Genomic DNA, 15,017 nt, shown 5'->3' on the forward strand with positions numbered 1-15,017 from the left:
CTCCACGGGGATGGCGAATCCTCTTATGCCGCTCCCGATTCGAGTGCCGCGAGCGGATCGTCGTCCGGAATCTCCTCCCACGGCGCGGGATCCGGGAAATACACCTGCAGGAATTCCGATACCGCGCGCACCCGTTCGGTCTCGGCGACCTCCGGGAAGCTGCCGTCGTTGAGGCAGAAGAAGTCCGCGTTCCGGCTCCTCCTCAGCCCCTCGAGCAGCGCCAAACCGGCGTGGCGGGTGGTGTCGACGTACCGCATCGTGGCCGTCTCCTGCGGCACCGCTCGCCCGGTGAGCAGGGCATAGTAGTGGTAGAGCGAATTGGTGACCGAGATGTCGGTCGCCGCGCGGAACCGGCTGGCCCGGGTGCGCGCGAAGTCCTCGCCGAAGACCTGCTCCATCTCGTGTAATACGCTGCGCCGCAGGGGAACCGGGGTGTGCTCGAGATGCCGGGTGATGACCGGCCCGAAACGCCGCGTGAGCAGCTGCCGGTTCACCCGGGCGGCGTTCTCGAAACCGCTGCGGCGCTCGTTGTTTCCGCCCGGTCCGATCCGGGTGCCCGCCTCGATGAAGCGGCTGATCCCGGCCGGGGTGAAGAACATCGAGGGCCGCACCGGGCGCGCGAAGAACATGTCGTCGTTGGAGTACAGGAAGTGCTCGGACAGACCCTCGATGTGCTGGAGCTGACATTCGATGGCGTGCGAGTTGAACACCGGAAGCCCACTGGTGTCGGAGAAGTGGTCCACCGCGCGCACGACGGTCACCTGCGGATCGTCGGTGAGCCATTGCGGCAGTTCGGAGTCGGTGGCGATGAAGATGCGGCGAATCCAGGGCGCGTTCTTGTGCACCGAGCGCAGCGCATAGCGGAGCTCGTCGATCTGGCGGATGCGGGCGTCGGCCTCGTCTCCCTCCCCGACGACCACCTGCGCCATCATTCCCGCACGGCGAGCGCGGAATTCGGGATCGCTGCCATCGACCCAGGAGTAGACGATATCGATGTCGAAGCCGACATCGGTGGCATGCGGGGCGAACATGCCGTCCAGGGTCGGCCAGCTCGCGTCGTACAGCAGCACCGTCGTCGGGTTCACATCGTCGAGGTCGAAGACGTTGCGAGTCAGCGCGTTCGGACGGGGACATTCGACCGTGTCGCCGTGGTGGTCCCACAGCTCGATCTCGACATGATGGGCCGGATCGAGATCGCGCCCCAGCCGGAACACGTTGTGACGCAGTTCGTTACACGTAAAACCGGCGACCATCGCCGCGCCCAGCACCCGGCGCAACGCGGTGCGGTGGGCCGAGTCCACCGCCAGCACCAGCCGATGGGCCGAGTCCCGCACCAGCAGGTACGAGACGTCCAGCGCCGCGAACTCGGCTCGCAGATACCGCAGATCACCGACCACCGCGGCCGACACCGCCAGATTGCGCACACCGGCCGAGCCGATCATGTCGACCGCATCGAATTCCATCATTACCATCTCCTGCCTCATTGTCCGGCCCGGACGGCCCGCCCCTGCGGACCCGCGGGCACCGGCACCCGTGAACGACGAACACACACAACGCCCTCCGCCACGACGACGGAGGGCTCGCAAACCCCGTGAGCGCGCTGGTAGAAGCTGCGTCAGCGCGCTAGTGAATACTTCGCCCGGTGAGACTATTCGGGAAGGCAGCCCACAATCGAAGCCGTAAGGACCGGATTTCCATTCGTTCTCACCTCGCTCGGAGACGGGCGCGGTAGTGCGCCACAGTGGTTGTCGCAGGTGTCGGCACCGGCGCTCGGCGAACCGAAGGGCAGTGTCGGCGGGATTCACCGGACAGACATCGGCCGGTCACTCAGTAGACCTCATATGGACGAGGAACTGTTACGAATGATGCAGCCGGCGTTACCAGAAGTCAATCCGAAACCGCCCTGGTGGGGTGCAGTTTTCACGGCGGTAACGTCCACGGAGCCGAATTGCCGGAATCTCATCGATTTAGGGTAGCCTTACCATATGAAGTTGACGATCCTGTTCGGAACGGAGATGGGTACCGCCGAGCGCGCCGCGGAGGCGATTGCGGAAGCGCTGGCATCGGATCACGAGGCGGCCGTGCGCGATATGTCCGACTTCGACGTGGACGACCTCGACCTCGACCGGCCCTGCCTCATCGTCTGCTCCACCTACGGCTCGGGCGAGCTGCCCACCGGCGCCGAACCGTTCTTTGCCCAGCTCGAGGACCGCCTCCCCGACCTGACCGGACTGCGTTTCGCGGTCTTCGGCCTCGGCGACACGGTGTATGACGACACCTTCAATCGCGGCGGGGAGATCTGCGCGGAACGGCTGATCCGCCTGGGCGCCACCCAGTTCGGCGAACACGCCCGCCACGACGCGTCCACCACCACCCGCCCGCAGGACCAGGCCGCCGACTGGGCGCGGGGCTTACCGATCGGCACGCTCACCCCGGCCTGATCCGCCGCGCACCGTGTCGAGGCTCCCCGCGGTCGCGCGCCCTACCGGGCACGCTCGGTATCACCGGCACCAGCGGACCGGACGGTCATCCACGCCAACGGGTGCGCACGGCGAATCGGTCCGCCCGGCGTGGGTGCACGTGTCGTTACTCGGTGGGAAAGTACATGCGACCCAGCAGGCATGCGGCGCAACGGCTTACACTGTTATCGTGGCGCAGCCCGCCGCATAGCCGACCGTGAGGTGAGCAAAGATGGCAGCCGGAGCCCGAGAGCGTCAAGAGTCCCAGACCGATCACCCCGAACTGGACGTTCTACCGGAGTGGCCGCAGGAGACGATCGCGGTACTGGTGACGACCGATCCGGCCCCGCACGCCATCCCCGTATCCTGGCCGGTACGCGCTGGCGACAAGCGAATCCTGTTGAGCCTCAAGTCCGATCGCGGCTCGCTGGCACGGCTGCGGGCGCGGCGCGAGGTGGGGCTGCTGATTCTGGGCGCCGGAAACGTCGCCATCTGCGCGCGCGGGCGGGCCCACGTGCTGGCCGATCCGATGCCCGGCGCCGACGACTATGCGGCAGTGGACATCGACGTGGACGTGATCGACGATCATCACCAGTCGGCGTTCGCCATCACCGCGGGCATCCAGCGCGACGTGCTCGACGATTCCGAGCTGCGCTATCTGGAATCCCGCGTCGCGACGCTGCGCAAACTGGCCGAGACGGAGGCGCACTCGTGAGGGAGCGCAGCGAGCGAACAATGGACACAGCATCGCCCGCAATCGTGCCGGAGCCGAGCGCTAGCGAGGTGGAGGCATGATTGCCGCCTTCTCGATCACCCCGCTCGGCGTCGGCGAGGACGTCGGCCGCGCCGTCGCCGAGGCCGTGCGTGTCGTGCGCGCCAGCGGCCTGCCCAACGAGACCACCGCCATGTACACCACCGTCGAGGGTGAATGGGACGAGGTCATGGCCGTGATCAAGCGCGCCACCGACGCCGTCATGGCCGTCTCCCCCCGCTGCAGCCTGGTGATCAAGGCCGACGTCCGCCCGGGCATCACCGACGGCATGACCTCGAAGGTCGCCAGCGTCGAGCGGTATCTCGCCGAGAAGTAGGGCGGCGGATATCCTACCGCCGCCGAGGCGCCGGCCGCCCCGGCGGAGAGTGGCGCGTATCCCCCTCTGGACTGGCCAGTTGCCGCTCCAGGGCGGGTGAATGCCGCGATGACCTCCGGGGCCTCGAAGGCTCGGTTACGACGCCCGACCGAAAGCTGGCGGAGAATGCCGACCTCCGCGAGTCGTTCGATCGCCGCATCGACCGCCGGGTAGCTGCGGTCGAGCAGCTCGGCCGCGGTATTTTAATAAGGAGGGTTGCCGAATCGGCTCCGAGGCTCCGGCGCGCCAACGAGTCGGGCGCGATAGTTCAGCGGGGTAGATCGGTGGCGGCCCACTCGCCGAGGGTGAAATGTGTTCCGGTGCGGTGGATTTCCACCGCGCCGGGGCCGGAGAAGTGGGCGGGGACGACCAATTCCCGTTCATCGGCGGCTCGTTCGAGGATGCGGTGACGGGACGCGGCGGCCTGATGGGGGTCCAGGCACAGGCAGCTGCTGTGCGAGGGGTGCAGGAGTTGCATGGGGGTGTGGACCAGGTCGCCGACGAAGACCGCGCGGTCGGGGCCGGAGGCCAGGCGCACCACGGCCGAGCCCGGGGTGTGGCCGGGGGCCGATTCGAGCGTGAGGTTGTCGTCGATGCGGTGGGCGCCGTCCCAGAGCGTCGACAGGCCGGCGCGGTGGATGGGGGCGATGCTGTCCTCGTAGAGGAGGCGATCGTCGGGGCGGCGGGCGTGGGCGTAGCCGCCGGCGGGGCCGTAGTAGGCGTCGTCGGCGGCCGGAATCAGATACTGCGCGTTGGGAAATGACGGGATCCACTCGCCGTCGGCGTCGCGGGTGTTCCAGCCGACGTGGTCGCCGTGGATGTGGGTGTTGACCACGACGTCCACGTCCTCGGAGCGAACTCCCGCCCGCTCCAGGCGTTCCAGAAAATCGCTCTGCCGTTGGTGGAACATCGCGCTGCTGGGCCGCTCGCGCCCGTTGCCGACGCCGGTGTCGATCAGGATGGTGCGGCCGCCGCTGCGCAGCACCCAGGTCTGCACGGCGCCCAGGGTCAGTCCGGTGCCCGGGTCCCAGTGCCCCGGCGCCAGCCACTCCGCGTTGTCGCACCAGGTCTGCGCGTCGATACCCGGCACCAGATCCGGGCCCGGCCGCAGCGGGCCCTGCAATTCGATCACCCGGAAGATCTCGACATCCCCCAGCACAATGCTCTTCGAACTCTCCATGTCCTCGAGCTTAAAAACGCGACTGTGCGCTGATCAATGCTTATTCGGCTCGCAGAAATACTGGATCGTCTCATGGATGAGCATCGGAGTTATCATCAACGCATGGACGTACTCAGCGATGCGATCGCCGCCATGCGCCTGGGGCAACCGTCGTCGAACCGGCTGCGGTCCCGCGGCGGCGGCTGGTGCACGCGCCTGGATCCGTACGACGGTGCGGGTTTCCACATCATGCTGCGGGGCAGCTGCTGGGTGCTGCCGGACGGCGGCGATCCGGTGCTGCTCGGCCCCGGCGACGCGGTGCTGCTGCCCCACGGGATCGGGCATGTGATCGCCGATTCTCCCGCCGATCCGGCCACCGCGGCGCGGGCGATCCCCTTCGAGCGCTGGCGTGAGGAGATCGTCGAAGTGGATTCGCGGACAGCCGAATTCGAGATCCTCTGCGGCAAGTACCGGCTCGACCGACGCGGGCAGCATCCCCTCGTCGAGGAGCTGCCGGCGCTCATCCACCTGCCCGCCCGCATCGGCGAACACCCCGAGCTGCGCGCGGCCATCGATCTGCTCGGGCGCGAATTGGACCGGCGCGGCCCCGGGTCCTGCATCGCCGTGCCCGGCCTGCTCGATCTGCTCCTGATCTACATGCTCCGCGCGTGGATGGACGACCATCGGACCGGCGTATGGCCCGCGGCACTGAACGATCCGGTGACCGCCGCAGCCCTGCGCGCGCTGCACACCGACCCGTCGGCCGCCTGGACCACCGACCGGCTGGCCGCGGAGACCGCCGTCTCCCGCGCCACCCTGGCCCGCCGCTTCACCGCACTCGTTGGCCAGCCACCGATGGGCTATCTGACCTGGTGGCGCCTGACGCTGGCCGCGGCGTCGCTGCGCGACACCACCCGATCCCTCGCCGGAATCGCCGAACAGATCGGCTACGCCACGCCCTACGCCTTCTCACACGCATTCAAGAAACAGTTCGGGACAACCCCCGGCCGCTACCGCGAGACCCACACCACCGCAGCCGTTTCCACAACTCTTCCACCGAACTCAGCACTGCTACCGGCCGTCGGATCAACCGACCAGACGTGACGTCGCAGTGATGTCAGAAATCGGACGTGTCCACTGTGATCCCGAAGGGATCCGGTAGCACAATCGGAGTGATGCGGGCCGTCCTGCTCGGCGAGCCCAGAGGGTCAGCGAGGCCAGTACGTGGACCAATCGGTGGCCGACAGGGGGAGGCGGGCGCCGCGGACGGCCTCGGCGGCATCCTCGGCGGCGCGGATCTGCGCCGCGAAGCTCAGCGCGGCCTTGCGCAACCGCTCCTCGGCGCTGTCCTCACCGCCCAGGTGAACCGTGCGCAAATCCGCCGGGATCAACTCGTCCGGCAGGCCCGCGCGGCGGCTGCGGGACAGGATCTTTTCCGCCAGGGCCAGGGCGGGCTGGGCCATGGCGATGCCGTCGAGGCAGGAGCGGCGGGCCTTCTCGCTGGTTTTGCGTTCCTCCCAGGCCTTTTCCTGGGCGGCGATCTTCTCCTGCAGGGTGGCGGCCGGGTCGATCGGCGCATCGCGCAGGTGGGGGCTGCGGTGGACGAGTTTGGCGACCAGGGTCGCGGCGACGTCGTCGACGGTGAATTCGCCCGCGGCCTCGGCAATGCGGGAGTGGAACAGCACCTGCAGCAGCAGGTCGCCGAGTTCCTCGCGGATGGTCTCGCTGTCCTCGTGCTGGATGGCATCCAGCAACTCGTAGGTCTCCTCGAGCAGGTACGGCCGCAGCGAATCGTGGGTCTGGGTGACCTCCCAGCCGCCGAAATTCCACAGCCGGTCCATCACCTCGACGGCCTCGGCCAGGCCGTGCGCCATCCGGGCAGAATCCGCCTCGCTCACCGCTCCGACATCTCTGTCGCCACCCGCAGATCCACCATCCCCTGCGGCTTACCGTCCAGCGCCAGCAGCAGATCCGCGATGAACTGCAGCAGCTGCACATCGCGCACGCGGGCCGCGCCCACGCTGTCCTCCACGCGCGGCAGCGGCAGCTGCACGATGCCGGTGGTCGGGCGGTAGGTCACCGCCGGGTACAAACGCTTGAGCCGCAACTGTTTCGAGTCCGGCAGCTGCATCGGGGACAGCTTCAGCGTGGTGCCGGTGACGCCGACCTCCGTGAGCCCGTATTCGCGGCACAGCAGCCGCAGCCGGGCGACGGACACCAGGCGCCCGACCTCCACCGGCAGCGGGCCGTACCGGTCGACCAGCTCCTCGACGACCTTCGCCAGCGCCGAATCATCCTGGGCGGCAGCGAGTTTGCGATAAGCCTCGAGGCGCAGCCGGTCGCTGCCGATGTAGTCGGGCGGGATGTGCGCATCCACCGGAAGGTCGATGCGAACCTCCTTGACCTCCTCCTCGGTGACGATCGGCTTCCCGTCGGCCGCGGCGCGATACGCCTCCACCGCCTCCCCGACCAGCCGCACGTACAGATCGAAGCCGACCCCGGCCACATGCCCGGACTGCTCGGCGCCCAGCACATTTCCCGCGCCGCGGATCTCGAGGTCCTTCATCGCCACGGCCATGCCCGCGCCGAGATCGGAGTTCTGCGAGATGGTTGCCAGCCGGTCGTAGGCGGTCTCGGTGAGCGGCCTCTCGGGCGGGTACAGGAAGTACGCGTACCCGCGCTCGCGGCTGCGCCCGACGCGCCCGCGCAGCTGATGCAGCTGCGACAGGCCCAGGGTGTCGGCGCGTTCCACGAGCAGCGTGTTGGCATTGGAGATGTCCAGGCCGGTCTCGATGATGGTCGTGCACACCAGCACGTCGAACTCGCGCTCCCAGAAGCCCTGCACGGTCCGCTCGAGGGTGTCCTCGTTCATCTGGCCGTGCGCGATCGCCACCCGCGCCTCGGGCACCAGATCGCGAATCCGCTTGGCCGCCTTGTCGATCGAGGACACCCGGTTGTGCACGTAGAACACCTGGCCGTCGCGCAGCAGCTCGCGGCGGATGGCCGCGGCGACCTGCTTGTCGTTGTAGGCGCCGACGTAGGTGAGGATCGGATGGCGCTCCTCGGGCGGGGTGAGGATGGTGGACATCTCGCGGATGCCCGCCAGGCTCATCTCCAGGGTGCGCGGAATCGGCGTGGCCGACATGGTCAGCATGTCGACATGGGTGCGCAGCGCCTTGATGTGCTCCTTGTGCTCGACGCCGAACCGCTGCTCCTCGTCGATGACGACCAGGCCCAAATCCTTCCACCGCACGCCGGTCTGCAGCAGGCGGTGCGTGCCGACGACGATGTCGACCTCGCCGGTTGTCATGCCCTCCAGTACTTCCCGGGATTCGGCCGGATCGGTGAAGCGCGACAGGCCCTTGACCGTCACGGGGAATCCGGCGACGCGCTCGGCGAAGGTCTGCAGATGCTGTTGCGCCAGCAGGGTTGTCGGCACCAGCACCGCGACCTGCTTGCCGTCCTGCACCGCCTTGAACGCCGCGCGCACCGCGATCTCGGTCTTGCCATAGCCGACGTCGCCGCAGATCACCCGGTCCATCGGGACCGCCTTCTCCATGTCCGCCTTGACCTCGGCTATGGCGGTGAGCTGATCGTGGGTCTCGGTGAACGCGAACGCGTCCTCCATCTCCTGCTGCCACGGGCTGTCGGCGCCGAAGGCGTGCCCCGGCGCGGCCTGGCGCGCGGCATACAGCTGCACCAGCTCGGTGGCGATCTCGCGAACGGCCTTGCGCGCCTTGCGTTTCGTATTCGTCCAGTCCGAACCGCCGAGCTTGGACAGGCTCGGCATCTCGCCGCCGACGTAGCGCGAGAGCTGATCCAGCGAATCCATCGGCACGAACAGCCGATCGCCGGGCTGGCCGCGCTTGCCGGGCGCGTACTCGATGACCAGGTATTCGCGCCGAGCCCCGCCGACGGTGCGCTCGATCATCTCCACGAAGCGGCCGATGCCGTGCTGATCGTGCACGACCATGTCGCCGGAGCTCAGCGCCAGCGGATCGACCTGGTTGCGGCGGCGCGCGGGCAGCTTCTTGCCCTCGCCGGGCGCGGTGACCCGGTTGCCGGTCAGATCCGATTCGGCGATGACTACCAGTTTGGCGTCGTCGAACACGATGCCGTCGTGCAGCGACCCGCACAGCACCCCGACCAGCCCGCGCACCGGCTCCGCGCCGGGCTCCAGCGTGGCCGCGGGCACCTCGGCCTCACCGAGGCGCTCCAGAAAGCGTTGCGCCGTACCGTGTCCCGCGACGACGATCACCGCGCGCCCGCCCGTGTTCACGTGCGCCCGCAGCGAGGCGAACACCGTCGCGACCAACTCCTGCGAACCGCGCGCGGCGGGCGCGGACATGACCGGCAGCACCACCTCGGCCGGATCTCCCGACGACAGCGGACTCAGTGTCCACCAAGGCATCTCGCGCTCGTCGGCGTTGGCGTGCACGACATCCAGCCCGCGATACGCCGAGGCCGCCAGATCCAGCCCGTGCGCGCCGAGCGGGGCCGCGCCGCCGAACGACGCCGCCGTCCACGACGCCTCCAGGAATTCCTGTCCGGTCCGGACGAGGTCCGCGGCGCGGGTACGGATCTTCTCCGGATCGCACAGCAGCACATGGGTGCCCGCGGGCAGCACCTCGGTCAGCAGCTGCAGGCCCTGCGGGCGCAGCACCGGCAGCAGCGCCTCCATGCCCTCGACCGGAATGCCCTCGGCCAGCTTGTCCAGCATCTCGACCAGCGCGGCGTCGGCCGGATTCTCCGCGGCCACCTTGGCCGCGTGCATGCGCAGCTCCTGAGTCAGCAGCAGCTCCCGGCACGGTTGCGCCACAACCACATCCACCGCGACCTCGGACAGCGAGCGCTGATCGGCGACGGAGAACGGCCGCAGCTCGCTGATCTCATCGCCCCAGAACTCCACGCGGACGGGATGATCCGCGGTGGGCGGGAAGATGTCGAGAATGCCACCGCGCACCGCGAACTCGCCGCGCTTACCGACCATATCGACGCGCTCGTAGGCGAATTCGACCAGGCGCTCGGCCAATTCGTCGAAATCGAATTCCGCGCCGATGCGCAGCACCACCGGCTCGATATCACCCAGGCCCGAGGCCATCGGCTGCATGAGCGACCGGATCGTGGTGACCACGATGCGCAGCGGGGTGGAGTACGCGTCGTCGGGATGCGCCAGGCGCCGCAGCACCTGCAGCCGGCGCCCCACCGTGTCCGCGCTCGGCGAGAGCCGCTCGTGCGGCAGCGTCTCCCAGGAGGGGAACAGGGCCACTCCGTCGCCGACGATCTCGGCCAGCTCCACCGTCAGATCGTCGGCCTCACGCCCCGTCGCCGTCACCACCACCAGCGGCCGCTGCCCGGCCATCGCCGCGGCCACGAACGGCCGCACCGCCGAGGGCGCCACCAACTGCACGGGCGTGCGGCCGATCAGCCTCTCGACCTGGGCGAGCGCCGCATCGGCGCCGGCCACCGCGGCCAGTCCCGCAAGAGGTGGACGTTGGGTGGACATGAACAGACTCCTGGCGCAGCTAAGCGGTTAGGGCGGCGAAACGAGTCTAGTCACCGCCACCGACAGGAGTTCCACCCGCGGTCTAGGGCACGTAGCGACGGAGCCTGCGGGCCGCGAACTCCCGGAAATAGGCCACCTTCTCCTCGGGCACGATCGAGGGCAGCAGGAAGTACCAGACGCGTTCCATGCGCACGGCCATCTGATCGATGGACTCGGTGCCGACGGCGGTGATGTGCACGCCCGCGGTCATCTCCTGCAGCAGCAGGCCGATGGTCTCCGGGTCCAGATCCGGCTTCAGGTCGCCCTGCGCGATGGCGCGCTCGGACAGTACGCGGTGCGTCTCGCCCCAGGTCTTGGCGATGTTGTCGCCGGTGGCGCCGCGGTAGTCGCCGATCTGATGGGTGAGCTTCAGCATGGCGCCGACCATCGGGTCGTTCATCGTGAGATCGGCGACCACATAGGTGATTCCGATGCACGCCTCGAGCGCGGGCACGCGCGGATCGAAGAATCCCTGGCAGGCACTGACCAGTCGCTCGTTACCCTGATCGACCACGGCGCGCGCCAGCTCCTCCTTGGAGCCGAAGTGGAAATACAGGGCGCCCTTGGTAACGTTCGACTGCGCGATGATCTCGCTCAGGCTCGCGTTCGCGTAGCCCAGGCGCAGAAAGACATCGGCCGCGCCCGCGAGGACGGAATCGCGCGTAATCTCCGCGCGCGCTTGCCTAGCCATCAGATCCGCCTGTCCTCAAACCAGCCATCCCGAAGTAGACCGACATCCCGAAGTTGACCGACATCACAGCTCGAACAGCACTTGAAGGATGGGTGAACCGTACCACCCGACCGGCGCCCGCCAGTGGAATCGAGCATTCAGACCAGCCTCCGTCGCTAATTTTGGGTTAACTGTCCAGTTCCTGCCCCATTGCACCCTGCCTCCGCGCGGCGCTCCGGTCGGGCCACTCCGACGCCAGCTGCGGATCGGCCTCGAGATGGGTCAGGCCGTTCCAGCAGAGGTTGACCAGATGCGCCGCGACCACCTCCTTGGAGGGCTGGCGTTCGTCCAGCCACCAGGTGGCCGCCGTGGCGACCATGCCGACCAGCCCCTGCGCGTAGAGCGTGGCCAGACTGGTGTCGAAGCCGCGCCGCTCGAAATCGCCGGCGAGGATGTGCGCGACCTGATTCACCGCCTCGTTCAGCAGGCTCGAGTAGGTGCCCTCGGCCGCGGCGGCGGGCTGGTCTCGCATGAGGATGCGGAAGCCGTCGGTACGTTCCTCGATGTAGGTCAGCAACGCCAGCGCCACCTGCTCGAGCCGCACCCGGGAGCGGTTGCGGGTGAGCGAGGAGGTGATCATGTCCAGCAGCGAGGACATCTCGCGGTCCACCACGACCGCGTACAGCCCCTCCTTGCCGCCGAAATGTTCGTAGACAACGGGTTTGGACACCTGCGCGCGCTGCGCGATCTCCTCGATCGAGGTGGCGTCGTAGCCGCGCTCGGCGAACAGCGCCCGCCCGATCTCGATGAGCTGCTGGCGCCGCTGTGTCCCGGTCATGCGCGGGCGCCCCGACCGGCCGTGCTCACCGGTGGTCATCGCAACACCTCCCATGCGCATCCATCAGATCTGCTCCGACAACTCTTGCAGACGAAGTTGTTCGCTGTTCCAGGTACCCTGTATCCGCGCTGTACGCCTTCACAACTCGCCGACTTTCTCGGCGCAGGCGATCCGGCGACGATGTGCCAGCGAGAGCACTGATTTCGTGAGCACATGGGTAACTCACCGGGGACGGGCCACCCCGACCGGGCCGGCAACCGCCGGCCCGACGAGCAAGTCTCGCGGCCTGCATCGGCACGCTGAAATCTCGGGGAGGCGGGACTGACTAGCCCTATCGGGCTCTCGCATGCGAGGATCTATCCCGCATGCCGTGGCGCAGCGGTGGGTTCGACGATCCGCCGGTGTGACAATCCGCCGTAGTGTAATGGCAGCACCACTGATTTTGGTTCAGTTAGTCCAGGTTCGAGTCCTGGCGGCGGAGCGCGGGACGCGGTGACTATGGTTGGTCCCCGTCCGGGGCGAGCAGGCCCGAACAGTGTACGTACGACGATGAAGCCCGACGACGCCAGCCGAGGGAGATCCATGCCACAGCAGACCGCCGTCGTCGTTCTCGCGGCCGGGGCAGGCACCCGGATGCGGTCCAAGACGCCCAAGGTCCTGCATTCGCTGGCCGGCCGCAGCATGCTCGCGCATGCCCTGCACGCCGCACACGAGATGGACCCCTCCTACCTGATCCCCGTCATCGGCCACGACCGCGAACAGGTCGGCGCCGCGGTGAATGCCGTTGCGGCGGAACTGAATCGACAGATCACCCCGGCCATCCAGGAACAGCAGCTGGGCACCGGGCACGCGGTGCAGTGTGCCCTGGAATCCCTGCCTGAGGACTTCACCGGCGATCTGCTGGTCACCTCCGCCGACGTGCCGCTGCTGGACGGGCATACCCTCTCGGCGCTGCTGGCGGATCACCGCAGCTATTCCGAGCGCTCCGCGGTCACAGTGCTGACCTTCGTGCCCGACGACGCCAACGGTTACGGCCGCATCGTGCGCGATGCGCAGGGGCGCGTGCGGGAGATCGTCGAGCATGCCGACGCCACCCCCGAGCAGGCCGCGATCACCGAGGTCAACTCGGGCGTCTACGTCTTCGACGTGACCGTGCTGCGCACGATGGTCTCCCGGCTCACCACGGCCAATGCCCAGCACGAGCTATACCTGACCGACGTGCTCAAGCTCGCCCGCGAGGCCGGGCATCCGGTGCACGGCGCACGCCTGATCGATTCGGCCAAGGTGACCGGGGTCAACGACCGGGTGCAGATGGCCGCGGCCGCGCGCACCATGAACCGGTACATCGTCGAGCGGCACATGCGGGCCGGGGTGGGCGTCATCGACCCCGCCACCACCTGGATCGACGTCGGGGTGCGGATCGGGCGCGACGCGGTGCTGCGGCCCGGCGTCCAACTGCTGGGCAACACGGTGATCGGCGAGGATGCCGAGGTCGGGCCCGACAGCACGCTCACCGATGTGGTGGTCGGCGAGGGCGCGCGAGTGGTGCGCACCCACGGCGAGGGCGCGACCATCGGTCCCCATTCGGCCATCGGCCCCTTTGCGTATCTGCGGCCGGGCACCGTCGTCGGGGTTTCCGGCAAGCTCGGCGCATTCGTCGAGACCAAGAACGCCTCCATCGGCGCGCATTCGAAGGTGCCGCACCTGACCTACGTCGGCGACGCGACGATCGGCGAGTACAGCAACATCGGCGCGTCCAGCGTGTTCGTCAATTACGACGGTGTGCACAAGCACCACACGACCATCGGCTCACACGTCCGCACCGGCAGCGACACCATGTTCATCGCGCCGATCACGGTGGGTGACGGAGCCTATTCGGGGGCGGGTACTGTGCTGCGTAGAAGCGTTCCGCCGGGTGCCCTGGCCGTGTCGGGCGGGGCGCAGCGCAATATCGAGGGCTGGGTGCAGCGGAACCGTCCCGGAACTGCTGCAGCGCAGGCCGCGGCCGAGGCAATCGCGGCCGCCGACAGGGCGAGTCAGGCAATCGAGCAAAAGGATGGCAACACAGAGTGACCGCGTTCTCGACCGACAACCAGAAGAACCTGATGCTGTTCTCGGGGCGCGCTCACCCCGAGTTGGCCGAGCAGGTCGCGAAGGAACTCGACGTCTCCATCACCCCGCAAACCGCGCGCGACTTTGCCAACGGCGAGATCTTCGTCCGGTTCGAAGAGTCGGTGCGCGGCTCGGATGCCTTTGTGCTGCAGAGCTTTCCGGCTCCGCTGAACGAATGGCTGATGGAGCATCTCATCATGATCGACGCGCTCAAGCGCGGGTCGGCCAAGCGAATCACCTCGGTGCTGCCGTTCTATCCCTACGCCCGCCAGGACAAGAAGCACCGCGGCCGTGAGCCCATCTCCGCCCGCCTGGTCGCCGATCTGCTCAAGACCGCCGGCGCGGACCGCATCATCACCGTCGATCTGCACACCGACCAGATCCAGGGCTTCTTCGACGGCCCTGTCGATCACATGCACGCGCTGATCCAGCTGTCGGAGTACGTGCGCACGCACTACAGCACCGAGAACGTCACCGTCGTCTCCCCCGACGCGGGCCGGGTCAAGGTCGCCGAGAAGTGGGCCGATTCGCTCAGCGGCGCCCCGGTGGCGTTCATCCACAAGACCCGCGACCCGCTGGTGCCCAACCAGGTCAAGTCGCACCGCCCCGTCGGTGACGTCGAGGGCCGCACCTGCATCCTGATCGACGACATGATCGACACCGGCGGCACCATCGCCGAGGCCGTGCGCGTGCTGCGCGAGGCCGGGGCGGGCGATGTCGTCATCGCCGCCACCCACGGCGTGCTGTCGCACCCGGCCGCCGAGCGGCTGTCCTCCTGCGGCGCCAAGGAGGTCATCGTCACCAACACGCTGCCTATCACCGAGGACAAGAAGTTCCCCTCGCTGACGGTGCTCTCGATTGCTCCGCTGCTGGCCCGCACCATCCGTGAGGTCTTCGAGAACGGGTCCGTCACCGGCCTGTTCAACGGCAACGCCTGAGAACCGGGCCGTGGGGGGGGGGGGGGGGCGCCCCCCCCCCCCCCCCCCCCCCCCCCCCCCCCCCCCCCCCCGCGGGCCCCCGGGGGGGGGGGGGGGGGGGGGGGGGGGCGGGCCCCCCCGGAAACCAAGAAAGAGAGGGGCGGGGAGCGCCGGGGGGCCCGGGGGCGGC

At 68.4% G+C, this 15,017-nt stretch carries 12 protein-coding genes and 1 tRNA gene; 7 read left to right on the forward strand and 6 right to left on the reverse strand.

All coding sequences use genetic code 11. The features are described from left to right. Nucleotides 1-23: 23 nt before the first annotated feature. Entirely contained in the window at nucleotides 24-1,472 is a 1,449-nt protein-coding gene (locus tag ABH933_RS41290) for a stealth family protein (RefSeq protein WP_429427542.1), read from the reverse strand. 513 nt (nucleotides 1,473-1,985) lie between these two features. On the opposite strand from ABH933_RS41290, the gene ABH933_RS41295 reads away from it, so the two are divergent. From ABH933_RS41295 to ABH933_RS41305, 3 genes are all read left to right on the forward strand, one after another. Further along, nucleotides 1,986-2,441, forward strand: a complete 456-nt coding sequence (locus ABH933_RS41295) for a flavodoxin domain-containing protein (RefSeq protein ID WP_429427540.1) — start codon at nucleotides 1,986-1,988, stop codon at nucleotides 2,439-2,441. Nucleotides 2,442-2,691: 250 nt separating this feature from the next. Next, the gene (locus tag ABH933_RS41300; RefSeq protein ID WP_215923568.1) at nucleotides 2,692-3,174 is read left to right on the forward strand and encodes a hypothetical protein; all 483 of its coding nucleotides are present in this window, start codon (nucleotides 2,692-2,694) and stop codon (nucleotides 3,172-3,174) included. 76 nt (nucleotides 3,175-3,250) lie between these two features. Then, a complete protein-coding gene (locus tag ABH933_RS41305; protein WP_429427538.1) occupies nucleotides 3,251-3,547 on the forward strand; it encodes an MTH1187 family thiamine-binding protein in 297 nt (98 codons plus the stop codon). Nucleotides 3,548-3,854: 307 nt separating this feature from the next. Here the strand turns inward: ABH933_RS41305 and ABH933_RS41310 are convergent, their stop codons facing one another. After that, a complete protein-coding gene (locus ABH933_RS41310) occupies nucleotides 3,855-4,766 on the reverse strand; it encodes an MBL fold metallo-hydrolase (protein ID WP_429427536.1) in 912 nt (303 codons plus the stop codon). Nucleotides 4,767-4,868: 102 nt separating this feature from the next. On the opposite strand from ABH933_RS41310, the gene ABH933_RS41315 reads away from it, so the two are divergent. After that, complete coding sequence (locus ABH933_RS41315; RefSeq protein WP_429427534.1) at nucleotides 4,869-5,849, forward strand: AraC family transcriptional regulator; 981 nt, start codon at nucleotides 4,869-4,871, stop codon at nucleotides 5,847-5,849. 104 nt (nucleotides 5,850-5,953) lie between these two features. Here the strand turns inward: ABH933_RS41315 and ABH933_RS41320 are convergent, their stop codons facing one another. From ABH933_RS41320 to ABH933_RS41335, 4 genes are all read right to left on the reverse strand, one after another. Then, nucleotides 5,954-6,619: a MazG family protein gene (locus ABH933_RS41320; protein WP_429427707.1), complete on the reverse strand. Its 666-nt coding sequence runs from the start codon at nucleotides 6,617-6,619 to the stop codon at nucleotides 5,954-5,956. 20 nt (nucleotides 6,620-6,639) lie between these two features. Further along, nucleotides 6,640-10,251, reverse strand: a complete 3,612-nt coding sequence (gene mfd / locus ABH933_RS41325; RefSeq protein WP_429427532.1) for a transcription-repair coupling factor — start codon at nucleotides 10,249-10,251, stop codon at nucleotides 6,640-6,642. Between the two features lie 82 nt (nucleotides 10,252-10,333). Next, nucleotides 10,334-10,981 carry a TetR/AcrR family transcriptional regulator gene (locus ABH933_RS41330; protein WP_215923561.1) on the reverse strand — a complete coding sequence of 216 codons (648 nt, stop codon included), beginning with the start codon at nucleotides 10,979-10,981 and terminating at the stop codon, nucleotides 10,334-10,336. A gap of 166 nt (nucleotides 10,982-11,147) precedes the next feature. Continuing rightward, the gene (locus tag ABH933_RS41335; protein WP_215923635.1) at nucleotides 11,148-11,798 is read right to left on the reverse strand and encodes a TetR/AcrR family transcriptional regulator; all 651 of its coding nucleotides are present in this window, start codon (nucleotides 11,796-11,798) and stop codon (nucleotides 11,148-11,150) included. Nucleotides 11,799-12,208: 410 nt separating this feature from the next. Between ABH933_RS41335 and ABH933_RS41340 the strand changes: the two genes are divergently transcribed. The 3 genes from ABH933_RS41340 to ABH933_RS41350 all read left to right on the forward strand — a co-directional run bounded on the left by ABH933_RS41340 (nucleotide 12,209) and on the right by ABH933_RS41350 (nucleotide 14,848). Beyond that, nucleotides 12,209-12,279 (forward strand) — tRNA-Gln (locus ABH933_RS41340). A gap of 101 nt (nucleotides 12,280-12,380) precedes the next feature. Beyond that, a complete protein-coding gene (glmU, locus tag ABH933_RS41345) occupies nucleotides 12,381-13,871 on the forward strand; it encodes a bifunctional UDP-N-acetylglucosamine diphosphorylase/glucosamine-1-phosphate N-acetyltransferase GlmU (RefSeq protein WP_429427530.1) in 1,491 nt (496 codons plus the stop codon). Then, entirely contained in the window at nucleotides 13,868-14,848 is a 981-nt protein-coding gene (locus tag ABH933_RS41350; protein ID WP_215923559.1) for a ribose-phosphate diphosphokinase, read from the forward strand. Before glmU ends, ABH933_RS41350 begins: the two co-directional genes overlap by 4 nt. Nucleotides 14,849-15,017 lie beyond the last annotated feature (169 nt).

The organism is Nocardia sp. GP40, from assembly GCF_050434125.1.
Taxonomy (GTDB): domain Bacteria; phylum Actinomycetota; class Actinomycetes; order Mycobacteriales; family Mycobacteriaceae; genus Nocardia; species Nocardia albiluteola.